This window comes from Streptomyces sp. MGP-P1 (assembly GCF_057766565.1).
Map to the genome: position 1 here is coordinate 547,014 of NZ_JBYMEM010000006.1, position 24,441 is coordinate 571,454.

22 protein-coding genes and 1 pseudogene are annotated in these 24,441 nt (G+C 71.2%); 13 read left to right on the top strand and 10 right to left on the bottom strand.

Annotation, left to right across the window (positions count from 1 at the left end):
* Positions 1–16 precede the first annotated feature (16 nt).
* The 5 genes from AC3CH1_RS18205 to AC3CH1_RS18225 are packed head-to-tail and all read left to right on the top strand — an operon-like array spanning position 17 to position 5,461.
* The gene (locus AC3CH1_RS18205) at positions 17–1,048 is read left to right on the top strand and encodes a glycosyltransferase family 2 protein (protein ID WP_488463899.1); all 1,032 of its coding nucleotides are present in this window, start codon (positions 17–19) and stop codon (positions 1,046–1,048) included.
* Positions 1,045–2,193, top strand: coding sequence for an endonuclease/exonuclease/phosphatase family protein (locus AC3CH1_RS18210; RefSeq protein ID WP_488463900.1), 1,149 nt, complete (start codon positions 1,045–1,047; stop codon positions 2,191–2,193). Before AC3CH1_RS18205 ends, AC3CH1_RS18210 begins: the two co-directional genes overlap by 4 nt.
* Positions 2,190–3,347, top strand: coding sequence for a glycosyltransferase family 4 protein (locus tag AC3CH1_RS18215; RefSeq protein ID WP_488463901.1), 1,158 nt, complete (start codon positions 2,190–2,192; stop codon positions 3,345–3,347). Before AC3CH1_RS18210 ends, AC3CH1_RS18215 begins: the two co-directional genes overlap by 4 nt.
* A gap of 58 nt (positions 3,348–3,405) precedes the next feature.
* Complete coding sequence (locus tag AC3CH1_RS18220) at positions 3,406–4,494, top strand: endonuclease/exonuclease/phosphatase family protein (protein WP_488464431.1); 1,089 nt, start codon at positions 3,406–3,408, stop codon at positions 4,492–4,494.
* On the top strand, positions 4,451–5,461 hold the full coding sequence (locus AC3CH1_RS18225; protein WP_488464432.1) for an aldo/keto reductase: 1,011 nt from the start codon (positions 4,451–4,453) through the stop codon (positions 5,459–5,461). Before AC3CH1_RS18220 ends, AC3CH1_RS18225 begins: the two co-directional genes overlap by 44 nt.
* 89 nt (positions 5,462–5,550) lie before the next feature.
* Here the strand turns inward: AC3CH1_RS18225 and AC3CH1_RS18230 are convergent, their stop codons facing one another.
* Positions 5,551–6,315 (bottom strand): GntR family transcriptional regulator, encoded by a 765-nt coding sequence (locus AC3CH1_RS18230; RefSeq protein ID WP_007458216.1) that lies wholly within the window; start codon positions 6,313–6,315, stop codon positions 5,551–5,553.
* A gap of 279 nt (positions 6,316–6,594) precedes the next feature.
* On the opposite strand from AC3CH1_RS18230, the gene AC3CH1_RS18235 reads away from it, so the two are divergent.
* The 4 genes from AC3CH1_RS18235 to AC3CH1_RS18250 all read left to right on the top strand — a co-directional run bounded on the left by AC3CH1_RS18235 (position 6,595) and on the right by AC3CH1_RS18250 (position 11,416).
* Complete coding sequence (locus AC3CH1_RS18235) at positions 6,595–7,893, top strand: sugar ABC transporter substrate-binding protein (protein WP_488463902.1); 1,299 nt, start codon at positions 6,595–6,597, stop codon at positions 7,891–7,893.
* A gap of 116 nt (positions 7,894–8,009) precedes the next feature.
* Positions 8,010–9,017: a carbohydrate ABC transporter permease gene (locus tag AC3CH1_RS18240; RefSeq protein ID WP_488463903.1), complete on the top strand. Its 1,008-nt coding sequence runs from the start codon at positions 8,010–8,012 to the stop codon at positions 9,015–9,017.
* On the top strand, positions 9,014–9,877 hold the full coding sequence (locus tag AC3CH1_RS18245) for a carbohydrate ABC transporter permease (RefSeq protein WP_488463904.1): 864 nt from the start codon (positions 9,014–9,016) through the stop codon (positions 9,875–9,877). Before AC3CH1_RS18240 ends, AC3CH1_RS18245 begins: the two co-directional genes overlap by 4 nt.
* A 9-nt stretch (positions 9,878–9,886) precedes the next feature.
* A complete protein-coding gene (locus AC3CH1_RS18250; RefSeq protein WP_488463905.1) occupies positions 9,887–11,416 on the top strand; it encodes a glycoside hydrolase family 3 protein in 1,530 nt (509 codons plus the stop codon).
* A 322-nt stretch (positions 11,417–11,738) separates the two neighbouring features.
* Here the strand turns inward: AC3CH1_RS18250 and nagB are convergent, their stop codons facing one another.
* Positions 11,739–12,524, bottom strand: coding sequence for a glucosamine-6-phosphate deaminase (gene nagB / locus AC3CH1_RS18255; protein WP_361878963.1), 786 nt, complete (start codon positions 12,522–12,524; stop codon positions 11,739–11,741).
* A 266-nt stretch (positions 12,525–12,790) separates the two neighbouring features.
* On the opposite strand from nagB, the gene AC3CH1_RS18260 reads away from it, so the two are divergent.
* The gene (locus AC3CH1_RS18260) at positions 12,791–13,873 is read left to right on the top strand and encodes an SIS domain-containing protein (RefSeq protein WP_488463906.1); all 1,083 of its coding nucleotides are present in this window, start codon (positions 12,791–12,793) and stop codon (positions 13,871–13,873) included.
* 468 nt (positions 13,874–14,341) lie between these two features.
* Positions 14,342–15,808: a sensor histidine kinase gene (locus AC3CH1_RS18265; RefSeq protein ID WP_488464433.1), complete on the top strand. Its 1,467-nt coding sequence runs from the start codon at positions 14,342–14,344 to the stop codon at positions 15,806–15,808.
* 192 nt (positions 15,809–16,000) lie between these two features.
* On the opposite strand, the gene AC3CH1_RS18270 is transcribed toward AC3CH1_RS18265, so the two are convergent.
* Both AC3CH1_RS18270 and AC3CH1_RS18275 read right to left on the bottom strand, forming a co-directional pair.
* Positions 16,001–16,258 carry a WhiB family transcriptional regulator gene (locus tag AC3CH1_RS18270; RefSeq protein WP_003953983.1) on the bottom strand — a complete coding sequence of 86 codons (258 nt, stop codon included), beginning with the start codon at positions 16,256–16,258 and terminating at the stop codon, positions 16,001–16,003.
* 320 nt (positions 16,259–16,578) lie between these two features.
* Positions 16,579–17,547 (bottom strand): diacylglycerol/lipid kinase family protein, encoded by a 969-nt coding sequence (locus AC3CH1_RS18275; protein WP_329159439.1) that lies wholly within the window; start codon positions 17,545–17,547, stop codon positions 16,579–16,581.
* A gap of 165 nt (positions 17,548–17,712) precedes the next feature.
* Between AC3CH1_RS18275 and AC3CH1_RS18280 the strand changes: the two genes are divergently transcribed.
* Positions 17,713–18,162, top strand: a complete 450-nt coding sequence (locus tag AC3CH1_RS18280) for a hypothetical protein (RefSeq protein WP_488463907.1) — start codon at positions 17,713–17,715, stop codon at positions 18,160–18,162.
* 88 nt (positions 18,163–18,250) lie between these two features.
* Here AC3CH1_RS18280 and AC3CH1_RS18285 read toward each other — a convergent pair whose 3' ends face one another.
* The 6 genes and pseudogenes from AC3CH1_RS18285 to AC3CH1_RS18310 all read right to left on the bottom strand — a co-directional run bounded on the left by AC3CH1_RS18285 (position 18,251) and on the right by AC3CH1_RS18310 (position 22,830).
* Positions 18,251–19,180 (bottom strand): RNA polymerase sigma factor SigF, encoded by a 930-nt coding sequence (locus AC3CH1_RS18285; RefSeq protein ID WP_488464434.1) that lies wholly within the window; start codon positions 19,178–19,180, stop codon positions 18,251–18,253.
* A 23-nt stretch (positions 19,181–19,203) separates the two neighbouring features.
* The gene (locus AC3CH1_RS18290) at positions 19,204–19,617 is read right to left on the bottom strand and encodes an ATP-binding protein (RefSeq protein WP_003966375.1); all 414 of its coding nucleotides are present in this window, start codon (positions 19,615–19,617) and stop codon (positions 19,204–19,206) included.
* A gap of 289 nt (positions 19,618–19,906) precedes the next feature.
* A pseudogene (locus AC3CH1_RS18295) lies at positions 19,907–20,104 on the bottom strand (UBP-type zinc finger domain-containing protein); the annotation flags it as partial.
* A 33-nt stretch (positions 20,105–20,137) separates the two neighbouring features.
* Positions 20,138–21,067, bottom strand: coding sequence for a 1-aminocyclopropane-1-carboxylate deaminase/D-cysteine desulfhydrase (locus AC3CH1_RS18300; RefSeq protein ID WP_488463908.1), 930 nt, complete (start codon positions 21,065–21,067; stop codon positions 20,138–20,140).
* Between the two features lie 26 nt (positions 21,068–21,093).
* Positions 21,094–22,290 carry a globin domain-containing protein gene (locus AC3CH1_RS18305; RefSeq protein ID WP_488463909.1) on the bottom strand — a complete coding sequence of 399 codons (1,197 nt, stop codon included), beginning with the start codon at positions 22,288–22,290 and terminating at the stop codon, positions 21,094–21,096.
* 93 nt (positions 22,291–22,383) lie between these two features.
* The gene (locus AC3CH1_RS18310) at positions 22,384–22,830 is read right to left on the bottom strand and encodes an RrF2 family transcriptional regulator (protein ID WP_488463910.1); all 447 of its coding nucleotides are present in this window, start codon (positions 22,828–22,830) and stop codon (positions 22,384–22,386) included.
* Between the two features lie 176 nt (positions 22,831–23,006).
* Between AC3CH1_RS18310 and AC3CH1_RS18315 the strand changes: the two genes are divergently transcribed.
* Complete coding sequence (locus AC3CH1_RS18315; protein ID WP_488463911.1) at positions 23,007–24,413, top strand: family 2B encapsulin nanocompartment shell protein; 1,407 nt, start codon at positions 23,007–23,009, stop codon at positions 24,411–24,413.
* Positions 24,414–24,441 lie beyond the last annotated feature (28 nt).

A 24,441-nucleotide genomic window follows, 5' to 3' on the forward strand; every position in this document is an offset into this window, starting at 1 on the left:
CCGAAGGCGCCGCCCCGTGAACCGGAAGCAACCGCTCGTCTCCGTCGTCATCCCCAACTACAACTACGGCCGCGCCCTGGAGCTCTGCCTGCGCGCCGCGCTCGCCCAGACCTACGAACCGCTGGAGGTGCTGCTGATCGACGACTGCTCCACCGACGACTCGGTCGCCGTCGCCCGGGCCTGCGGCGTCCGGGTGATCAGCACCGGCGTCAACAGCGGAGTGGCCACCACCCGCAACACCGGGGCGGCCCACGCCCGGGGCGAGATCATCGTGTTCGTCGACTCCGACGTGGCGATGGAACAGGACGCCATCGCGAACGCGGTGGCCCTGCTCGACTCCGACCCCCGCATCGGCGCGGTCTGCGGCACCTACGACGCCGAACCCCTCATCAGGGACAGCCTGATCGAGGAGTACCGCTGCCTCCACCAGTTCTACTGGCTGGCCGAGACCGAGGGCCGCATCGGCACCCTGCACACCGCGATCTGCGCCATGCCCGCCCGGGTCTTCGCCGAGATCGGCCCGTTCAACCCCCGGCTGCGGCACACCGAGGACGGCGACTACGCCGCCCGGATCTGCCGGAGTTACGAGGTCCACAGCTCCACCACCGTGCGCGGCCGGCACGACCACGACGACACCTGGCGCGTCGTGCTGCGCAAGGTCTTCCACCGCACCCGCCTGCACATCCCGCTGTACGTCCGCCGCGGCGACCTGCCCGGCGGCATCGCCACCGGCCCCCGCGCCGGAGCCAGCGTCGCCGCCCTGCTCGCCCTGCTGACCCTGCCGCTCGGCCTGATCGCCCTGCCCTGGCTGCTCGCCCCCGCCGCCCTGCTGGCGTTCACCCTGCTCGCCGACACCGCCCTCCACCGCTTCGTCCTGCGCCGCCGGGGCCCCCTGTTCGCCGCCTACTTCGCCTTCACGCACACCGTGGTCAACGCGGTCATCGCGGCGGGCGCGGGCGTCGGCGTCCTCCAGTGGCTGACCTCCCGCCGCTTCCGCCGGCTGTACGAGCCGGGGGAGCACCTCGCGCCGGTGCGGGCCGCCACATGACCGGGACCCTCGCGCCGGGCCCGGTGGCAGATCCGGCCGCGCCGCCCGAGCCCGCAGGGCCGCCCCGCCGCTGGCCCGGCCGCCTGCTGCTCGCCGTCGCCGTCCTGTGGGCCCTGTTCGTCGCCGCCCGCGCCCTCCTCAGCGGCCGGTGGTGGGCGTGGAACGGCCTCGGCCTCGCCCCGCCCGTCCTCCATCTGCTCTTCCCGCTCGCCCTGTTGATTCCGGCCGCGCTGATCCGGCACGGCAGACGGGCGGCGGTGGGCGTCGTCCTGCTCTCGCTGCTGCTCGGCTCCTGGCAGACCGGGCTGCACCCCGGGGCGCTCCTGCGCGGGCGGCCCGCCGTCCCCCCGGACGCCCTGAGGGTGGTCAGCTGGAACACCTTCTTCTGGGACCAGGACAGCGACACCGACGCGTTCTACGCCTACCTCAAGTCCCGCTCCGCCGACGTCTACCTCCTCCAGGAGTACCAGAACGCCCGCGGCGACGAACCCGCCCCGATCGACGACCTGGCCAGGCTCCGGAAGGAGTTCCCCGGCTTCCACATCGCCACCGAGGGCGAGTTCCTCACCCTGTCCCGCTTCCCGATCACCTCGGCGCGGGCCCTGCGCCCCGACGGGCTCGCCCCGCCCGACACCTCCTGGGCCGACTACTGGAACGTCCGCGTCCTGCGCACCGACATCGCCGTCGACGGCGAGACCCTGTCGCTCTACAACACCCACCTGCCCGATCTGCTGAACGTCGACCGCAACCCGCTGACGCCCGCCTACCACCGCTCCGTACGACAGCTCTCCGAGCGCCGCGAGCGGCACTTCGAGGCGCTGCGCGAGGACCTCGACGCCAACCGCCACCCGGTGGTCCTCGCCGGGGACCTCAACGTGCTGCCCGGAACCGGGGACCTGCGCTGGTTCGACGGGCTGCGGGACGCCGCCGACGCGGGGGACTCGGTCCACCCGGCGACGTTCCCGGTGAGCGGACCGGCGCTCTGGCGGCTCGACTGGGCGTTCGTCTCGCCCCGGATCGACCTGCACCGGCAGTCCGTCCAGGACCCGCCCGCCGCCCTCTCCACCCACCGGCTGATCGATCTCCGCCTCTCCCTGCCCGCCCCCGGGGCGTCCGCCCCGGCCACCGAGAAGGACCGGTCATGACCCGGCGCACCGCGCGCTCGCCCCGCTTCGACGCGACGATCGTGCTCACCTACTACCTCCCGTACACCAGCGGGCTCACCGAAGTGGCCCGCACGGTCGCCGAGGGGCTGGCCGCGCGGGGCCGCCGGGTCGCCGTCGTCGCCTGCCGGCACGATCCGGACCGCCCCGCACGGGAGTCCGTGAACGGGGTCGAGGTGTTCCGCGCCCCGGTCGCCGCCCGGCTCGGACGCGGGGTGATCAGCCCGGGGTTCGCCCCGCTCGCCGGGCGGATCGCCCGCGCCTCCCGGGTCGTCAACCTCCACCTGCCGATGCTGGAGGCGGGGCTCGTCGCCCGCCTCGCCGGGAACACCCCGGTGGTCGCCACCCACCACGACGACGTCTGGCTGGCCGGGGGCGCTCTCGCCCCGCTCCAGGTGAAGGCCGTCGACGCCTCGGTGGCCTGGGCGCTGCGCCGATCGGCCGCCGTGGTCGTCAACAACGTGGACCACGCGGAGCATTCGCGCCACTGGCCCCTGATGCGCGGGCGCCGGCTGCTGGCCATCGCCCCGCCCTGCCGCGAACGCGAGCCGGCCCCCGCCGCCTTCCGCGAGACGGCGGGCCCGCACTTCGGCTTCCTCGGCCGGATCGCCCCCGAGAAGGGGCTGCACCACCTGGTCGACGCGTTTCGGACGATCCAGGACCCCGAGGCCCGGCTGCTGATCGCCGGCGACTACTCCAAGGTCGCGGGCGGCAGCGTCGTCGGGGCCCTGCGCGCACGGGCCGGCGACGACACCCGTATCCGGTTCACCGGCTTCCTCGCCGACGACCGGGTCGCGGGCTTCTACGCCTCGCTGGACGCCTTCGCCCTGCCGTCCGTCGCCGAGGAGTCCTTCGGCATCTCCCAGGCCGAGGCGATGATGCTCGGCGTCCCCTCCGTCGCGAGCGACGCGCCGGGCATGCGCGTGCCGGTGTCCGAGACGGGCTTCGGCCGCCTCTTCCCGCCCGGCGACTCCCGCGCCCTGGCCGGGGCCCTCCTGGAGGTGGCCGCCTACGCGCCGCGGTGCCGCGCCGAGGGAGGCCGGGACGCCCGCGCCCGGTACGGGACGGACAGCTGCCTGGACGCCTACGACGCGCTGTTCCAGGAGGCCGGGGCCGTACAGGGAGCCCCCGCGTGAGAACGGCGGACGTCCTGGCGGCGGGCGGCGGGGCGAACGCCGCCTGGCCGGGCGGCGGATGGGTGCTCTGGGCGGCCGGGACCTGGGCGGTCTTCCTGGCCGCGCACCTCGTCCTCAACGGCCGCTGGTGGTTCTGGCTGCTGCCCTCCCTGCTGCCGCCGCCCGTGTTCGTCGTCGTGCCCGCCCTGCTCCTGCCGCTCGCCTGGGCCACGGGCGACCTCACGGCCGCCGTCGTGGCGGGCGCGGCCCTGCTGCTCGGGGGCCGGCAGTCCGGCCTCGTGCCCGGCGCGCTCGTACGGCCGGGGCGCTGCCCGCCACCGCCGCCGGACGGGGCGGTGCGCGTCGTGTCCTGGAACACCCAGCACTGGTGCCAGTCCACCGACCCGGAGCCCTTCTACGCCTTTCTGCGCGGGCTCGACGCCGACGTCTACCTCCTCCAGGAGTACCACCACGACGAGTTCGACGGCACGTACCGCCTGATCGACGACGAGCGGCGGCTGCGCGAGACCTTCCCCGGCCACCGGGCCGTCATCGCCCGCGGTCTGATCACTTTGTCCCGGCTGCCGGTCGCCGCGACCGTCGAGACGGCGGCCCGCAGGACCCTGCGGGTGGACCTGGAGATGCCGGGCGACGGTCGGATTCTCGCCACCTTCAACGTCCACATCCCGGTACAGCTGCGACTGATCAGCCCGTTGCGCGCAGACTTCTACCGCGCGGTCCGCACCCGGGCCGCCGACCGGGCACGGGAGTACCGGGGGCTCCTCGGGACGTCGCCGGCTGCCCCCATCCGGCCCTGGTCGCCGGGGACTTCAACACCACCGCCGCGATCGGGGACGCCCGCCGCATCGCCCGGCTGGGCTCCGACGCGGTCGCCCTGTCCGGACGCCTCTGCCCCACCTCGTGGCAGGCCCGCCCGGGCCTGCGCTGGTGGCGGCTGGACTGGGTGCTCACCACACCGGGCGCCCGGGTCCACCGCTACCGCTTCCGCGATCCGCGCGGCCTGTCCGACCACAGCGTCCAGGAGGTGTCCGTGTCGCTCGCCGAACCGGCCCACCGGACGCTCGCCGACCACCGATCCCGCCACCACGACGAAGGAACTCACCATGCGTTACCGCTACCTGGGAAAGACCGGCCTGCGGGTCAGTGAACTCTGCCTCGGCGCCATGACGTTCGGCCGCGAGGCCGACGAGACCACCAGCCACGCCCTGCTGGACCGCTTCACCGAGGCGGGCGGCACCTTCGTGGACACCGCCGACATCTACTCCGCCGGGGCCTCCGAGGAGATTCTCGGCCGCTGGCTGAAGAGACAGCGCCGCGACGACGTGGTGCTCGCCACCAAGGTGCGCTACGGCACGGGGGAGGGCCCCAACGACCGCGGCCTGGGCCGCAGTCACCTGATCGCCGGGGTCGAGTCGAGCCTGCGCCGGCTGGGCACCGACCACATCGACCTCTACCAGGTGCACGCCTGGGACCCGGGCACCCCGCTGGAGGAGACCCTCGCCACCCTGGACGCGCTGGTCACCTCCGGGAAGGTGCGCTACATCGGGGCCAGCAACTTCTCCGGCTGGCAGCTCCAGAAGGCGATCGACCTGAGCCGGGGGCACGGCTGGGAGCCCTTCACGGCCCTCCAGCCGCTCTACAACCTGCTGGACCGGTCCGCCGAGTGGGAGCTGATGGAGGTCAGCCGCAACGAGGGCCTGGGCGTCATCCCGTGGAGCCCGCTGCGCGGCGGCTGGCTGAGCGGCGCGATCCGGCGCGGTGCGGAGCGGCCGCCCACGGGCACCCGCGTGGAGACCGCCGAGCGGCTCGGCTGGGGCGAGTCGTGGAGCGCCTACGAGGGGGACGAGCGCACCTGGCGGGTGCTGGACGCCCTGCACGAGGTCGCCGGACGCACGGGCCTCGCGGTGCCGGTGCTGGCCCTCGCCTGGCTGCTCGGCCGGCCCGGGGTCACCGCCCCCATCGTGGGCGCCCGCACCCTGGAGCAGCTGGAGACCAACCTGGGCGCGGCGGACCTGGACCTCGACCCGGCCGACGCCGCCCTGCTGACCGCCGCGAGCGACCAGGTGCTCCCGTACCCGTACAGCGTCATCGAGACCGACCCCGAACTGCGCTGACGCACCCCGCGTGACCGAAAACGGGCGGTGGCCCGGGGAGCTCGTCCCCGGGCCACCGCCCTGTGCGTACCGCTGTGCCGCGGGGGTGCTCAGTCCGTCGGCCGCTTGAGGCGGGCCACGAACTTGTAGCGGTCGCCCCGGTAGACCGAGCGCACCCATTCCACCGGTTCGCCCTGGCCGTCCACCGAATGGCGGGACAGCATGAGCATCGGCAGCCCCACGTCGGTGCCCAGCAGCCCGGCCTCGCGCGGGGTGGCGAGCGAGGTCTCGATGGTCTCCTCCGCCTCAGCCAGGCGCACGTCGTACACCTCGGCGAGCGCGGTGTAGAGCGAGGTGTACTTCACCAGCGAACGGCGCAGCGCCGGGAAGCGTTTGGCCGAAAGATGTGTGGTCTCGATCGCCATCGGCTCCCCGCTGGCGAGCCGCAGCCGCTCGATGCGCAGCACCCGGCCGCCCGTCGAGATGTCCAGCAGACCGGCGAGCGTGTCGTCCGCCGTCACATAGCCGATGTCCAGCAGTTGGGACGTCGGCTCCAGGCCCTGGGCGCGCATGTCCTCGGTGTACGAGGTGAGCTGGAGGGCCTGGGAGACCTTCGGCTTGGCCACGAAGGTGCCCTTGCCCTGGATGCGTTCCAGCCGGCCCTCGACGACCAGTTCCTGGAGCGCCTGGCGCACGGTGGTGCGCGAGGTGTCGAACTCGGCGGCCAGGGTGCGTTCGGGCGGCACCGGGGTGCCGGGCGGCAGGGTGTCCGTCATGTCGAGGAGATGCCGCTTGAGCCGGTAGTACTTCGGTACGCGCGCTGTGCGCGTACCTGCACCGGTCTCGCTCCCCGTACTGCCCCCGTCGGCGCCCATGGCCCGCCTTCCCGACTGCTGCGTTGCTGCCGTCACCGGCTCCTCCGTCTGTCGCGGCTCACATGGTGGCACGGTCCGGTCACGGGTCGTCGCCCTCCCTTAGGTGTCGGTCCTATAACGGACGCGAGTGCACTTCTTATACACCCTTGACACCCCTAAAGGTCTAGGCCAAGCTCCCGGTACTGGTCTAAACCATTAAAGACCAGGTCCAGCCCCAGCAGAACTCGTCGAATGTCTTCGCGGTGGGTGGGGTTGCAGCATCCCTGAGGAGGGTTTGACGTGAAGCGCAAGCTCATCGCGGCTATCGGTGTCGCGGGCATGTTGGTTTCGGTCGCGGCATGTGGTTCCGACGACAAGAAGTCGTCCGCGGAGCCGAAGGACCGCAAGGAAAACCTGACCGTCTGGCTCATGGGCGAGGCCCAGTCCACCTGGCCGGAGCTGGTCAAGGACGTCAACGCCGAGTTCAACAAGAAGTACCCGGGCGTCAAGGTCAAGGTTCAGTACCAGCAGTGGGCCGACAAGGTCAAGAAGCTGGACACCTCCCTCGGTGGCGATAAATTCCCGGATGTCGTGGAACTCGGCAATACCGAGACCATGCAGTACATCCTCAATGGTGCGCTCGGAGAAATCGACCCCAAGAAGTACGAGAACTCGGACACCTGGATCAAGGGTCTGAAGGACACGTGCTCCTTCGAGGGCAAGACGTACTGCGTTCCTTACTACGCGAGCGCCCGTCTGGCCGTGTACAACAAGGACATGCTGAAGGCCGGCACCGGCAGCGACGCCCTCCCGCAGACCGAGACCGAGTTCCTCGCCGCGATGGACAAGGTCTCCGCCGAGCTGGGCAAGAAGGACAAGCGCGCCTCCTCCCTCTACTTCCCGGGCCGTTACTGGTACGCCGCGATGTCCTACGTCGCCGCCTTCGGTGGCGAGATAGCCACGTACGACGAGGGCAGCAAGGAGTGGAAGGCCGCGCTGTCCACCCCGGAGGCCCAGAAGGGCATCCAGCACTACGTCGACCTGGTCAAGAAGTACAACAAGGCCGACGTGACGAAGGACGAGCAGGACCACGCCAACGTCATGGCCAACGAGAAGGCCGCGGTCATCTACGGCCAGGCCTGGGAGGCCGGCAGCGTCACCACGGGCGAGAACGGCAACCCGAAGCTCGAGGGCAAGATCGCCACGGCCGGTATGCCCGGCCCCGAGGGCAAGGCCCTCCCGTCCTTCATCGGCGGCTCGGACCTCGCCACGATCTCCAAGTCCAAGGTCCAGGACCTCGGCGAGGAGTGGATCTCCCTCTTCACCAACGCGAAGTCCATGGAGGTCCTCGCGTCGAAGAACATCCTCCCCAACAACGAGAAGCAGCTCGAGCCGCTGAAGGCGAAGCCGGAGACCGCCGCCATCGCCAACGCGGTGCCGGACGCCTGGTTCACGCCGATCGCGCCGGGCTGGGCCTCCGTGGAGAAGGAGGAGATCCTCCAGAACATGCTCCTGGAGATCGTCAAGGGCGCCTCCGTCGCCGACGCCACCAAGAAGGCCGACGACAAGATCAACGCGCTGATCAACAAGGAAGCCTGACCTTCCGATCGCCAGGCAGGGGCCCGGCGTCAGCGCCGGGCCCCCGCTCCTTTCCCCGCAAGTGAACGCCGTGAATTCCGGGGCCCGCCCCGGACCCGCGATGGAAGGTCAGCCACGTGTCTGCCGCTGATACCAAGGCCGCCGGGCCGCCGGTCCCCGTACCACCCGACCCGCAGACGACCGGGAAGTCGTCCTCCCCCGACGATGCGCCCCGGGTGCAGAAGAGGAAGCGGAAGAAGGGTGAACTCCTCCCCTACTTCCTGATCCTCCCGGCGGTCCTGGCGATCGCCGCCGTCTACCTCTACCCGCTCAGCAAGACGGTCATCATGTCCTTCCAGGACATGGGCCGCCGTGAGCTGTGGTCCGGCGAGCCGGCGCCATGGGTCGGCTTCGAGCAGTTCACCAACATCCTCGGCGACTCCGAGTTCTGGTGGGTCACCTTCCGCACCGTCGTCTTCATGGTCATCTGCGTGACGCTGACCATGGGGATCGGGCTGCTGGTCGCCCTCCTGATGCGCAAGCTCTCCACCTGGGTCCGGCTGGTGCTCACCGCCTGCCTCATCGCCGCCTGGTCGATGCCGCTGATGGTCGCCGCCTCGATCTTCCGGTTCATGGCCGACTCCGACTACGGCCTGATCAACACCCTGATCGCCAAGGTCGTCGGCGAGGACTGGCTCGGACACAACTGGTACCTCGACCCGATCCAGGGCTTCGGCATCATCACCCTGCTGGTCGTCTGGGGCGCCATCCCGTTCGTCGTCGTCACCCTGTACGCCGCCCTTACCCAGGTCCCCCAGGAACTGGAGGAGGCCGCCGCCCTCGACGGCGCCAGCGCGTACGGCATCTACAAGTTCGTCACCTGGCCGGTCATCAAGCCGGTCTTCACCATGGTCGCCACGCTCTCGGTGATCTGGGACTTCAACGTCTTCGGCCAGATCTGGCTGCTGCGCGGCAACAAGCCCGAGCCGGAGTACGAGACCCTCGGCCTCTACTCCTACTCCAAGGCGTTCGAGTCCACCTCCTTCAGCCAGGGCACCGCGATCGCCCTGATCACGGTGCTGCTGCTGTCCGGCGTGGCCGTGTACTACCTGCGCCAGCTCATGAAGACGGGAGAGGTCGAATGAGCAGCTCGACCCAGACGACACAGGCGCTGCGGCCCGACCGCAAGAAGAGCCGGCTGCACTTCGACCTGATCGGCCTCGGCATCGCCCTGGTCATGGTCTTCCCGGTCTACTGGCTGGTCATCAGCGCCCTGCGGCCCAACCGGGAGATCCGCAGCTACGACCAGACCCTGTGGCCCACGTCGATCACCTTCGACAACTTCGTCCGGGCCACGGAGCAGCCGAACTTCGGCACCGCCATCCAGTCCAGCCTGATCGTCGCGATCACCGCGGTGGTCGGCGGCATGATCATCGCGACCCTGGCGGCCCTGGCCATCGGCCGGTTCCGCTTCTTCGGCCGCAAGGCCCTGGTCCTGATCATGATCCTGGTCCAGATGCTGCCGCCCACGGCGATGCTCATCCCGATCTACGCCCAGCTCAACGCGATGGGCGGGATCGACGAGTACTGGGGCCTGATCGTCGTCTACCTCGTCTCCACGCTGCCCTTCGCCACCATCATGATCCGCGGCTTCGTCGTGAACATCCCGGTGGAGCTGGAGGAGTCCGCGATGGTGGACGGGTGCACCCGCTTCCAGGCCTTCCGCCGGGTGATCTTCCCGCTGCTCGCCCCCGGGCTGGCCGCCGCGTCGATCTTCGCCCTGGTGAGCGCGTGGAACGAGTACCTCTTCGCGTACATCCTGATCAACGACAACTCCAAGTACACGCTCAACGTATGGCTCATGACGTTCACGACCGAGCGCGGAACGGACTACGGCGCCCTCATGGCGGCGTCGACCATGATCGCCCTCCCCGTCGTCGTGTTCTTCATGATCATCCAGAAGAAGATGGCCGCAGGCCTCACTTCCGGCGCTGTGAAGGGATAGTGCGGGCCCATGACCACCCTCGTTTCCACCACGGACACCGTGACGCGCGACGCGCTCGCCGTGCTCCAGCCCGGGTTCACCGGCACCACCGCACCGGACTGGCTGCTGCGCCGCGTCGGTGAAGGCCTCGCCTCGGTCGGCCTGTTCGGCCGCAACATCACCTCGGCCGAACAGCTCGCCGCCCTCACCGAGCGGCTGCGCTCCGAGCGGGAGGACGTCCTCGTCGCCATCGACGAGGAGGGCGGCGACGTGACCCGCCTGGAGGTCACGCACGGCTCCTCCTTCCCCGGCAACTTCGCCCTCGGCTCGGTGGACGACGTCCACCTCACCCGGGCCGTCGCCCAGGAGCTCGGCCGCCGGCTCGCCGAGTGCGGCGTCAACCTCAACTGGGCGCCGTCCGCCGACGTCAACTCCAACCCGGGCAACCCGGTCATCGGCGTGCGCTCCTTCGGCGCCGACACCCGCCTGGCCGCCCGGCACACCGCCGCGTACATCGAGGGGCTCCAGGCCGCCGGCGTCGCCGCCTGCACCAAGCACTTCCCCGGGCACGGCGACACCGCGGTCGACTCCCACCTGGCGCTGCCCCGCATCGACGTGGACCTCGACACCCTGCACGCACGTGAACTGGTGCCCTTCCGGGCGGCCATCGCCGCGGGTTCCAAATCGGTGATGAGCGCGCATATCCTGCTTCCCGCACTGGACCCGGACCGCCCGGCGACCCTGAGCCCGCAGATCCTCACCGGTCTGCTGCGCCAGGAGCTGGGCTACGAGGGCCTGATCGTCACCGACGCGGTGGAGATGGACGCCATCGCCGGTACGTACGGCATCGAGCGCGGGTCCGTCCTCGCCCTCGCTGCGGGCGCCGACGCCATCTGTGTGGGCGGCGGCCTGGCCGACGAGGAGACGGTGCTGCGGTTGCGCGACGCCCTCGTCGCGGCCGTGCGCGGCGGGGAACTGACGGAGGAGCGGCTCGCCGACGCGGCCGCCCGTGTACGAGCCCTGGCGTCCTGGACGCAGAGGGTTCGGGGGGACATCCGGGAGTCGGGCGCGGCAGTGCAGGAGGGGACCGCGCCCGGCACCGGAGTCAGCTCCGACATCGGTCTGACCGCCGCCCGCCGCGCGGTCCGGGTGACCGGCTCCGGCGACCGGCTGACCGGGGCGGCGTACGTGGCCTCGTTCAGCGCGGTGGCGAACATCGCGGTCGGCGACGAGACCCCGTGGGGCATCGCCGCCGAGCTGGACAGGATCCTGCCCGGCACCGGCACGGACACGTACACCGACCAGAGCGCCTCCCCGGCGGAGGCGATCCTGGCGGCGGCGGGGGAGCGGCGCATCGTCGCCGTGGTCCGCGACGAGCACCGGCACGCCTGGATGGGCGCCGCGCTCGACGCACTGCTGGCGGCCCGCCCGGACACGATCGTGGTCGAGATGGGCCTGCCCCAGTCGGACCCGCGCGGCTCGCTGCACATAGCGACCCGCGGAGCGGCCCGAGTCTGCGGCCTGGCAGCGGCGGAGAAGATCACCGGCACGAGGACCTGACCCACTCCCGAGCCCGTCCGGCGAGCGAGGACGGAGCCTCGGGCGGCAACATCAAGCCCGTCCGGCGTTTGAGGACGAAACCTCAAGTCGGACGGGCCCGCGGTCTGAGTTTGAGGCGGCCCTATCAAGCCCGTCCGGCGATTAAGGACAGGACCTCACGCCGGACGGGCCCGCGGGCCGAGCTTCAGGCGGCCACATCAAGCCCGTCCGGCGATTGAGGACACCACCTCACGCCGGACGAGCGGCGCACCCCACAGCACGGCTGAGGGCCGGGACACCGTAAAGGCGTCCCGGCCCTCAGCGGCGCGAGGGGCAGGGCGAGCTACAGCCCCTGCCACCCCGGCTTCGCCGCATACGTGGCGCGGAAGTAGTCCGCCAGCTTCAGCTTCGACGCAGCCGCCTCGTCCACCACCACCGTCGCATGCGGATGCAGCTGGAGCGCCGAGGCCGGCACGATCGAGGCGACGGGCCCCTCCACCGTCTGGGCGACGGCCTCCGCCTTGCCCTCACCGGTGGCCAGCAGGATCGGGTGGCGGGAATCCAGGATCGTCCCGATGCCCTGCGTGATCACGTGGTGCGGCACCTGCTCGATGTCGTCGTCGAAGAAGCGCGCGTTGTCCACCCGGGTCTGCTGCGTCAGCGTCTTGATCCGGGTACGGGAGGCGAGCGAGGAGCACGGCTCGTTGAAGCCGATGTGCCCGTCCGTGCCGATGCCCAGGAGCTGGAGGTCGACGCCGCCGGCCTCGGCCAGCGCCCGGTCGTAGGCCTCGCAGGCCGCCTGGACGTCCTCGGCCGACCCGTCGGGGCCCATGAAGGAGGCCTCGGGCAGCCCGAGCGGCTCGATGACCTCGCGCAGCACCACGGAGCGGTACGACTCCGGGTGGCCCGCGGGCAGCCCGACGTACTCGTCGAGCTGGCAGATCCGGGCGCGCGACGCGTCGACCGCACCGGAGGCGACCTTCGCCGCGAGCGCGCGGTAGATGGGCAGCGGGGTCGAGCCGGTGGCAACGCCGAGCAGGGCGTCGGGCTTGCGGGCGATCAGCGCGGCGATGGCCTCCGCGATCAGTTCGCCGCCTGCCGCGGCGTCCGGGACGATGACAACTTCCACGCTGTGCCTGCCGATCTGACTAGGGGAGCCGGTGGTATAGACCAATCAGTCTCCCAATTTAGCAGAATCGGGCAGCCGTACGGTGAACAGTCCGCCCATCGGCGCACGCACACACGCATGCACACACGCCGGCACACACGCCCGCCCCGGCCCGCTGGCGGCGCACGGCATTGCCTGGTCGACTGGGGAGGCCCGACCGGACGGCGAGGATCGCGCACCCGCGCGCCCGCGCCGTCCCGTACGCCGACAGCGCAGGAGGCCCCCACATGTCCGCCACCCCTCCGGCCGGCCCGGGCGGCCAGGGCGACGAGCCCGGCCGCATCATGTCCGGCGAGATGGCCGAGCAGCCCGCGATGCTCCGCCGCATCCTCGAACAGGGTGCGCCCCGCATCCGCGAGGTCGCCGCCGAGATCGCGGCCCGCAAGCCCCGGTTCGTACTGCTCACCGCCCGGGGTACGTCGGACAACGCGGCGCTGTACGCCAAGTACCTCCTGGAGATCCGCCTCGGGCTGCCCTGCGGACTGGCCTCGATGTCCACCACGACGGCCTACGGCGCCCGGCCGGACCTGCGGGACGTCCTGGTGGTCACCGTCAGCCAGTCGGGCGGCTCGCCGGACCTGGTGGCCTCCACGAGGGCCGCCCGGGAGGCCGGGGCCGTCACCCTCGCCGTCACCAACAACCCGGACTCCGCGCTGGCGGCGGTCTCCGAATACCACATCGACATCCTGGCGGGCCCGGAGAAGGCGCTCCCGGCCACCAAGACGTACACAGCCTCCCTGCTCTCCCTCTACCTGTTCGTGGAGGGCCTGGGCGGCCGCGACGGCACCGAGGCCGCCGCGGGTCTGCCCGACCTCGCGGGTTCGATCCTGGGCCGCCGGTCCGAGGTCAAGGCGCTGGCCTCGCGCTACCGTTTCGCCGAACGCATGGTGATCACCTCGCGCGGCTACGGCTATCCGACGGCCAAGGAAGCGGCCCTGAAGCTGATGGAGACCAGCTACATCCCCGCTCTCTCCTACTCCGGCGCGGATCTGCTGCACGGGCCGCTGGCGATGGTGGACAACATCTCCCCGGTGATCGCCGTGGTCACCGACGGCCGGGGCGGCGAGGCCCTCCAGCCGGTGCTGGACCGGCTGCGCGGACGCGGGGCGGACCTCTTCGTCGTCGGCCCCAAGGCGCAGGTGGAGGCGGCCTCGGCCGGCTTCTCCCTGCCCACGGCGGGGGTCCCGGAGGAGTTGCAGCCGATCCTGGAGATCCTGCCGCTGCAATTGCTGGCGTACGAGGTGACGATCGCCCGGGGCCAGGATCCGGACGCGCCCCGCGCCCTGGCCAAGGTCACCGAGACCCGCTGAGGCGCCGAGGCGGAAGGGTCCCGGAAACGCCGAAGGCCCCGTAAGCACCCGCGGGCCGCGGCGCCAGAGCGGGACCCTCAGCCCACCCGGCACCGCAGCCCGGAGCTACCGGCCGACGGTGTGCGGTGCCGTCGGCCACTGGAGGCGCCGGCGCAGTCAGGGCAGAGAGTGCCGGAGCCTCGGTCCGCTCTCCTGTGCGGGGAGAGCGGAGGTCGTGATGTATTCATTGTGGACTAGACCAATTGCCTGTGTCCATCCATGTGCACGACATTCTGGATCGGCCCCGCGCCTGTCCAACCGCGCCAGTCCATCGTCGTCCCCGTGGCACAGCTCCACCGTCGTACCCGTGGCACGGCTCCACCGTCGTACCCGTGGCACGGCTCCACCGTCGTACCCATGGCACGGCCCGGCGGGTCGCTCGGTTCGAACGCCTCCGGTAACCCCAGGTACGCTCCACACGTGCCCTCCATGAACGACCTCGTCCGCCAGCACACCGCTCTGAGCGATACCGACCTCGAGTGGCTCCATCTGCTGGTCTCGGAGTGGCAGCTGCTCTCCGACCTGTCCTTCGCCGACCTCGTGCTGTGGGTCCCCACCCGCGACGGCACGCGGTACGTCTCCGTCGCCCAGATGCGCCCCAACACCGGCCCCACCTCCTACCAGGACGACATGGTCGGCCACCTGGTGCCGCGGGGCCGCCGCCCGCTGCTGGACGCGGCCCTCGACGAGGGCCGGATCGTGCGCGAGGGCGACCCGGAGTGGCGCGAGGAGGTGCCCGTACGGGTCGAGTCCATCCCCGTACGCCGCGAGGGCCGGGTGCTCGGCGTCATCGCCCGCAACACCAACCTGCTCACCGTGCGCACCCCCTCCCGGCTGGAGCTCACCTACCTCCAGTCCGCCTCCGACCTGGCCCAGATGATCGCCGCCGGGTCGTTCCCCTTCCCCGGCCAGCAGGTCGACATGGACGCCTCCCCGCGCGTGGGCGACGGCCTGATCCGGCTCGACGCCGACGGAATCGTCCAGTACGCCAGCCCCAACGGCCTCTCCGCCTACCACCGCCTCGGCCTCGCCTCCGACCTGGTCGGCCACCACCTCGGCACCACCACCGCCGAACTGGCCCCGTCCCGGGGGCCGGTGGACGAGGCCCTGGTCAAGGTGGCCAGCGGCTACGCGCCCCGCGAGTTCGAGGTCGAGTGCGCGGGCGGGGTGATCCAGCTGCGGGCCATCCCGCTCAAACCCAAGGGCGTCCGCATCGGCTCCCTGGTCCTGCTCCGTGACGTCACCGAACTGCGCCGCCGCGAACGCGAGTTGATCACCAAGGACGCGACCATTCGGGAGATCCACCACCGGGTCAAGAACAACCTCCAGACGGTGGCGGCCCTGTTGCGCCTCCAGGCCCGCCGGATGGATTCCGAGCAGGGCCGCGAGGCGCTCAACGAGGCGGTCCGGCGCGTCGGTTCGATCGCCATCGTCCATGAGACGCTGTCCCAGAATCTGGACGAGCGGGTCGAGTTCGACGAGATCGCCGACCGGGTCATCGCGATGGTCTCGGAGATCTCCCCGGGCAAGGTGACCTGCCGGCGCACCGGACGCTTCGGCATCCTCGACGCCGAGGTCGCCACCCCGCTCTCCATGGTGCTGACCGAGGTTCTGCAGAACGCCCTGGAGCACGCCTTCGCCGTGGCCGACCACGGGACGGTGGAGGTCTCCGCCGTGCGCGGCGGATCGCCCACCGACGGGCGGCTGCTGATCACCGTCACCGACGACGGGCGCGGGCTGCCCGAGGGGTTCGACCCGAAGCGGGCCGGCAACCTCGGGCTCCAGATCGTACGGACGCTGGTGGAGGGAGAGTTGGGCGGCACGTTCGGCATGGTCCCGGCGCCCGAACGCGGCACCCAGGTGGTGCTGGACCTCCCGGTCCGCTCCGACAAGTAGGACATCCCGCGCCGACCAGCACGGAACGCGGAGCACACAGCAGAGCGGGCCCGGACCGTGGTGACGGTCCGGGCCCGCTCCGTGATGCTCACGTTGCGATGCGCTTCGGGGTACTGCGCGCTGCGACTCGAAGGCGGGGCTGTGCGTACGCTCTGTACGCGCCGCCGGGCTGAGGCTTGGTGCGGTTCTCGCTCAGGCGCTTGCGTTGCGCGCCCGGTTGCGAGCGGCGCGGCGCTTCATCGCGCGGCGCTCGTCCTCGCTGAGGCCACCCCAGACGCCGGAGTCCTGGCCGGACTCGAGCGCCCACTGCAGGCACTGCTCCATGACGGGGCAGCGGCGGCAGACAGCCTTGGCTTCCTCGATCTGCAGCAGCGCAGGACCGGTGTTGCCGATGGGGAAGAAAAGCTCAGGGTCTTCCTCACGACAAACGGCGTTGTGACGCCAGTCCATGGCTGCTACCTCTCCTTGGTATTACACGTCTGTTGCTTGTGAATGTGAACGCTTTCACGAATCCCCCCGTAGATGACGGGCCGACCCCCAGAAGGACTGGGTGTGGTCTGTGATGGTGAGGAGGGGTTCTGGCTCTCAGTGGAGGCCGGTGGTGCGGGCCGTCTCGATCGCCATGTAGAGATTCGCAAACCTCGGCGGCGGATACAACCCCTTCTGGAAAGTTTTTTTTGATTCCTCGGTGTCGACTAGGTCACAGGCGCACTTCTTAGGGGTGGGACCCAGTCCAAACGTTCGAGTTAAAGGACTTTAGGCCCTTCCACTCACACAATCACACGCAGTGCACGGCGTACGCCTGTGAACGTCACGCTCGTACGCAGTCCCAGGTGGTCGCCGTCCATCTGGAAGGGCAGTGGAACCTTTGAATGCAAGGTGAAGTCCGTGAGGTCATGCCGTGAAACGGCATGCTTGCCGCGCGGCCCCTTCTCGGGGCTCGAAGTGAGCAGCTGGGTGCCGTAGAGGGCCACCGCCGGGGTGGACAGACGCTTCAGTCCGAGGACGTCCAGCGCGGTGTCGAAGGAGGCCTTCGGTGAGGCGTAGACCGGGCGATTGCCCAGGTAGGTCCAGGGGGCGGTGTTGCAGATTATGGAGAGCGCGAGGTCGGTGACCGGGTCCTGGCCGGGCACCTCAAGCGTGATCTGCCCGTGTCTGCGGTTGGCCTCGTTGAGGAACTGCCGCACCACCTGGCGCACATACAGGGCATGGGTCGAACGCTTCCCGTGCTCGCGTTTCTGTTCGACCCGGCCGACGACTCCGGCGTCGAATCCGAGACCGGCGCAGAAAGTGAACCAGCGTTCGGGGACGGACTCGTCCTCGGTCCCGGGGGTGCCGGCCGCCAGGCCGAGCCCGACCGTGCGTTCGGTCCGGTTCTCCAGGGCGTCCAGGATCGCGCCGGTCGCCTCCACCGCGTCGTTCGGCAGCCCCAGGGCGCGCGCGAAGACATTGGTGGACCCGCCGGGGACCACGGCGAGCTTCGGGAGGCCGTCCACGTCCGGGCCCCGGTGCAGCAGCCCGTTCACGACCTCGTTCACCGTGCCGTCGCCGCCGAGGGCGACCACCAGATCGATGTCGTCGCTGTCCGCGGCCCGCCGTCCCAGATCCCGTGCGTGCCCCCGGTACTCGGTGGTCACCGCCTCCAGCTTCATCTCGCTGGCCAGCGCGTGGATGAGCACGTCACGGGTGCGGGCACTGGTGGTGGTAGCAGCTGGGTTGACCACGAGGAGTGCGCGCATGACGGCCAGCCTACCTACCGGGCGGTTCGGGGCCGTAGTCCCGGTTCGCTGCGCTCCGGCCCGGTGACGGAACGTGACCGACCGCCCCGTCGTGCGCCCGAACGGGGGAGGCTCCTCCGCACCCCGGCTTCACTTCCGGGTCCCCGGGATGCCAACCTGAAAGGCGTGAGTACTCAAGCGACCCCCTCCACGCCGTCGCCCTCCGCCGCGGAGCGCCCGACCAGAATCACCGTCCTCGCCGGGGTCAACGCCCTCGAAGGCCTGGCGCTCGCCCTCGGCGGCGTCTACATGGTGGTCATGGGGGTGCTCGGGAAGCTGGAGAGCACGCAGCAGGCGGAGACGGTCGGGATCACGCTGGTCGCGCTCGGCGCGATCCCGCTGATCGCCGCCCGCGGGCTGCTGCTGCTGCGCAGCTGGAGCCGGGGACCCGCGCTGATCACCCAGATCATGGCGCTGCCGGTGGCCTGGACGCTGCTGCGCTCGCAGGGCGCGCTGATCCCCGCCGGGATCGTCCTGGCCGTGGTCGCCGTCACCGGCCTCGTGCTCGCCCTCAAGCCGGCGACCACCCAGGACCTGGGCGTCCGCCGGGGCGCCGGGGCGACCCCCGAGGCCTGAGGGACCGGGGTCACCTCGCGACGGACGGCGGACGCGGTCCGTCCCGAGCCCACCCGACAGCCTCCGAACCGACGGACGGCCTTCTCGCCTACTCCTCGACGAGCAGCCGCTCGCGCAGCTGCGCCAGGGTCCGGGCCAGCAGCCGGGAGACGTGCATCTGCGAGATGCCGACCTCCTGGGCGATCTGCGACTGGGTCATGTTTCCGAAGAAGCGCAGCAGCAGGATGCGCTTCTCGCGCGGCGGCAGGTCCTCCAGGAGCGGCTTGAGCGACTCCCGGTACTCCACGCCCTCCAGCGCCTCGTCCTCCGAGCCCAGCGTGTCCGCTACCGCCGGCGACTCGTCGTCCGTGTCCGGCACGTCCAGCGACAGCGTGCTGTACGCGTTGGCCGACTCCAGGCCCTCCAGCACCTCCTCCTCGGAGATGCCCAGCCGCTCGGCCAGCTCGTGCACCGTCGGCGAGCGGCCGTGCTGCTGGGAGAGCTCCGCGGTGGCCGTGGTCAGCGACAGCCTCAGCTCCTGGAGACGGCGCGGCACCCGCACCGCCCAGCCCTTGTCCCGGAAGTGGCGCTTGATCTCGCCGACCACCGTGGGGGTGGCGTACGTCGAGAACTCCACGCCCCGGTCGGGGTCGAACCGGTCCACGGACTTGATCAGCCCGATCGTGGCCACCTGGGTCAGGTCGTCCAGCGGCTCCCCGCGGTTGCGGAAGCGGCGGGCCAGGTGCTCCACCAGCGGCAGGTGCATCCGCACCAGCCTGTTGCGCAGCTCGGCCTTCTCGGTCGAGCCGTCGGGCAGCTCCCGCAGCTCGAAGAAGAGGGCCCGGGCCCCGCTGCGGTCGTGTGGATCGTGGTGCCCGTGCTCGCTCATCTGGCCCGCCCGCTCTGCCTGCGACTGCTGCTCCACCGCGACGTCGATGCTCTCGGGCCCGTCCGCTCCGTCCACCGGATGCGGCCGGGCCTGTTGCTCCGGGATGGCTGCTGGGCGCACCACCCCGGACCGGATCGTCTCGTCCCGCACAGGACCGTCCCCGTTCCCGTCGCTCACGCCGGCCCGGGGCCCGCGCCGCGCTGTTTGTAGAGGCTGATGCTGACCGTACGGTCGTCGGCGACCGTGGAGTCGACCTTGCCGGCCAGTGCGGAGAGCACCGTCCAGGCGAAGGTGTCGCGCTCGGGCGCCCGGCCGTCCGTGGTGGGCGCCGACACCGTCACTTCGAGGGAGTCGTCGACGAGTCGGAAGACGCAGCTGAGGACGGAGCCCGGCACGGCCTGCTGGAGCAGGATCGCGCAGGCCTCGTCGACCGCGATGCGAAGATCCTCGATCTCGTCGAGAGTGAAGTCCAAACGCGCTGCGAGACCGGCCGTGGCCGTTCGCAGCACCGACAGGTAGGCACCCGCAGCGGGCAGTCGGACTTCTACGAAGTCCTGATTCCCGGGCTCGCCTGCGATCTGGGACACCCTCACCTCCAAGGTGGCACAAACTCTTTCGAGGTTCCGGGAAGGGTGGCCCGGAGCCATGCGGTCCGTCGACGGTTCTTCGGCTCGGCGACGTTATCGGATCCATGATGCCGTGTCGTACGGACCCCATACCTCGACCGTCACTCATGGTAAGCCCATGCGTACGGACAGTGGCTAGGGGGCTGCGGCGTCCAATTGCGAAGAACCAGCGCCGCATTGACGTACCCAGGCGTCGGACGATCGAACCGTCCCCGAAGCGCCGGCGCCGGTTCTCGCCCGCCCCGAAGCTCCGCGTCACGGGGTGACCGGTCGCCCGGACGTGTTCGATGGCGTGCCGGGACGGCGACGAATCGCCGCAGCCGAGGTGCCCACAGGCCGGACGGAGCCGCAGTCGCACAGGGTGACTGCCCGCCTCCAGGGGGTCGGGCGCGTCTCGCCGAGCGGAGCGGGCCCGGGCGTGGCGGATCGACGACGGGGTGATGCGCACCCTGCCGCGCCGGCCGGACCTGGACAAGGCGGCCTACCGGGAGACGGGCGGCTCCTGAACGGGCCGTGCGTCGGGGGCGCCGGTGATCACGGCGCTCACCCGCGCGCCCGGTGCGAACGCCCCCTCCCCGGCCAGCGTGGTGAGCGCGAACAGCAGCTTGGCGACGTATACCCGCTCCAGGGGCAGTCCGTGCCGGTCCTCGAAGTCCGCGGCGAAGGCCTCCAGCTCCGGGGTGGAGCGGGCGTAGCCGCCGAAGGCGAAGCGTTCGTCCAGCGACCAGTTCCCGGACGGGCCGCCGAACGCCTCGTGCTGGAGCCGCTCCACCTCCCGCCCGAGGAAGCCGCCGCGCAGCACCGGAACGCCCAGGGCCCGTTGCCCCGGGCCCAGGCCGGCGGCGAGTCCGGCCAGGGTGCCGCCGGTCCCGCAGGCCACGGCCGCCACCTCGCACTCCCCGGCCAGCTCGCGCCCCAGCTCCGTACAGCCCTGTGCGGCCAGCGCGTTGCTGCCGCCCTCCGGGATGACCTCCACGTCCCCGAACAGGCTCAGCAGCCCCTCCAGGACCTCGCAGGAGGCCTTCGCCCGGTACGTCGTACGGTCCACGAAGTGCAGGCGCATGCCGTCGGCCGCGCATCGGGCGAGCGAGGGGTTGAGCGGCCGGTGCGCCAGCTCGTCGCCGCGGACGACGCCGACGGTGGGAAAACCCAGCAGCCGCCCGGCCGCCGCGGTGGCCCGGAGGTGGTTGGAGTACGCGCCGCCGAAGGTCAGCACGGTGCGCCCGGCGGCGGCCTCCAGGTTGAGGGCGAGTTTGCGCCACTTGTTGCCCGGCAGGTCGGGGTGGATCAGATCGTCCCGCTTCAGGAGCAGCCTCACCCCGTGGCGCGCGAAGCGCTCGTCGCGGACCTCCCGCAGCGGGGAGGGCACCCGGGGCCGCAGGAGGGCGTCGAGGCGGGGCGGGCTGTTCACCCGCCCATTGTCGCCTCTCCGCCGTTTCAGGAAGAGGCCAGCCAGAGGTCCGGGCCGAACACCTCGTAGTGGACGTCGGCGGGACGGACGCCCGCCTCCAGCAGCTGGGCCCTGACGGCCCGCATGAAGGGGAGGGGGCCGCACAGATAGGCGTGCGTCCCCGGTCGTACGGTGATGCCGGCCAGGTCGACGAGGCCGGTGCGGTTCGCCGGCCGCCCGGCCTCCGGGGCCTCGTACCAGAAGTGCGCCTCGGCGTCCGGGAGCTTCCCCGCCAGCCGGACGTGTTCGGTGCGCAGGGCGTGGTCGGCGGGTGAGCGGTCACCGTGCACGACGGTGACCGGGCCGCTGTGACCCTCCTGGGCGAGGTGGTCCAGCATCGACAGCATGGGGGTGCAGCCGATGCCCGCCGAGGCCAGCAGCAGGGGCGCGTCCAGGTGGTCGAGCACCAGGTCCCCGTAGGGGACGGAGACGCGCAGCAGGTCGCCCGCGCGGGTGTGCTCGTGCAGGTGCCGGGAGACCTCGCCGTCCGGCGAGCCCTGGCCGCGCACGCGCTTCACGGTGATCGACCGCAGCCGGGAGCCGGGGGCGCTGCAGAGGCTGTACTGGCGTATCTGGCGTGCGCCGTCGGGGAGTTCGACCTGTACGGAGACGTACTGGCCGGGCCGGAAGGCGGGCGGGGGCGTGTCCTCGGCCGGGCGCAGCAGGAAGGTGGCGACGTCCTCCGTCTCCTCGACCCGGGCGGTCACCTCCCAGGTGTGCCACACATCGCCCGCCAGGACGCCCTGCTGCGCGTAGAGGCGCTCCTCGACGGCGATCAGGGAGCCCGCCATCAGCCAGTAGACCTCGTCCCAGGCGGCGGCGACCTCGGGTGTGACCGCGTCGCCCAGGACGTCGGCGATGGCCGCGAACAGATGGGTGTGCACCACCTCGTACTGCTCCGGGGTCACCCCGAGCGAGGCGTGTTTGTGGGCGATCCGGTCCAGCATCACGTCGGGCCGGGTGCCGGGGTGCTCGACCAGCGCGGTCGCGAACGCGGCGATGGACCCGGCCAGGGCCTCGCGCTGGTCGCCGGAGGCCTGGTTGCCCCGGTTGAACAGGTCCCGCAGCAGCTCGGGGTGGGCGGCGAAGAGCTTCTCGTAGAAGAGGTCGGCGATGTCCCCGATGGCCGCGCCGACGGCGGGAAGGGTGGCGCGGACAGTGGCTGTGGACCGGTCGGAGAGCATGACGGAACTCCTTGGTGGAATATGAGATGCATATTCAGGGGCAGCGGTGGCGCCCCGCCGGCGCGGAGGTTCCTCCGCGCGGCCGGGCGGGGTTCAGTCGGACGGCGGGCCGCTGCCGATGCCGAGCAGCAGGGGACCGGTGGGGGAGGCGACGAGATCGGTGACGGTGATCGGGTCCAGCGCGGCGTAGAAGGCCTCCTGGGCCCCGCGCAGGGCTCCACGCAGCCGGCAGCCGGAGCGGAGCGGGCAGGGGGTGCCGCCCTCGCACTCGACCACCTCCTCCGGCCCCTCCAGCTCCCGCACCAGCGAGCCGATCGACGCGGAGCGGCCGGCCGAGGTCAGGGTGAGTCCGCCGCCCCGGCCGCGACGGGCGTCGAGGAGGCCGAGGTGCTGGAGCCGGGCGACGACCTTCGCGGTGTGTGTGTACGGGACCCGCATGGTGGCCGCTACGTCACGGGTGGTCGGCGGCTCCCGGCCCTCGGCGACCGCCAGTCGCATGAGCACGCGGAGCGCCACGTCGGTGAATCTCGTCAACCGCATGGCCCCACCGTAGATAAGTTGCACGAGAGATGCAAATTAAACGGTCCGCCGGGCGACAGGGACCAACGTGCCCCGACCGAAGGCGGATTAGTCGCACTCTTTTGTGTAATGGCGACCCGGTCCTCCTGCTGAAAGGCTTTTGCACGCAGGTCAGCCCAAGATCGAAAGGACGTCAGATGTCCGTTGGTGAAGAGGTTCGCGACACGCAGGCGCCGCCGCAGCAGAGTCTGGGGACGGCGGCTGCGCGGAACCTCGCGACGACCACCAAATCCGCGCCGCAGATGCAGGAGATCACCTCGCGGTGGCTGCTGAAGATGCTGCCGTGGGTGCAGGTACAGGGCGGTACGTACCGGGTGAACCGTCGGCTCAGCTATTCGGTCGGCGACGGCCGGGTGACCTTCGTCCAGACCGGGGACCGGGTGTCCGTGATCCCCGCGGAGCTGGGGGAGCTGCCCGCCCTGCGGGAGTTCGGGGACGAGGAGGTGCTCGCCGAGCTCGCCCGCAGGTGCGAGCAGCGGGACGTGGCCGCGGGGGAGGTGCTCGCCGCCTCGGGGGACGCGGCGGACCGGGTCTTCCTGCTGGCGCACGGCAAGGTGGCGAAGGTCGGATCGGGCCCCTACGGGGACGAGACGGAGCTGGGGGTCCTCGCCGACGGCGCGTACTTCGGCGACCGGAGCCTGATCGACGGCGACGCCGTCTGGGAGTACACCGCCCGTGCGGTCACCCCGTGCACGCTCCTCACCCTGAGCCGTGCCGACGTGTACAACCTCGCGGAGCGCGCGGCGCCCCTGCAGGACCATCTCGCGAGGCTGCTCTCCATTCCGCAGCAGCGGACCAACCACTACGGCGAGGCGGCGATCGACCTCTCCGCCGGCCACGTGGGGGAGGCGGTCGTCCCGCACACCTTCGTCGACTACGACGCGGCGCCGCGCGAGTACGAACTGAGCGTCGCCCAGACGGTGCTGAAGGTGCACAGCAGGGTCGCCGACCTCTACAACCAGCCGATGAACCAGACCGAGCAGCAGTTGCGGCTCACGGTCGAGGCGCTGCGTGAGCGCCAGGAGCACGAGCTGATCAACAACAGGGAGTTCGGACTGCTCAACAACTGCGACTACGGGCAGCGGCTCCAGCCGCACGACGGGGCGCCCAGCCCGGACGACATGGACGAGCTGCTCTCGCGCCGCCGCGGATCCAAGCTCTTCCTCGCCCACCCGAAGGCCATCGCCGCCTTCGGCCGCGAGTGCAACCGGCGCGGACTCGTCCCGGAGAGCGTCGACATCGGCGGCCACCACGTGCCCGCCTGGCGGGGGGTGCCGATCTTCCCGTCCAACAAGATCCCCGTCTCCGACGCCCGCACCACCTCCATCATCTGCATGAGGACCGGCGAGGCCGAGCAGGGCGTCATCGGCCTCCAGCAGACGGGTATCCCCGACGAGATCGAGCCGAGTCTCTCGGTCCGCTTCATGGGGATCGACGAGCAGGCGATCATCTCCTACCTCGTGACGGCGTACTACTCCGCCGCCATCCTGGTACCGGACGCCCTCGGAGTGCTGGAGAACGTCGAGGTCAGCCGCTGGCACTGACCCCGTTCACCCCGGGGGCCCGGGCGGC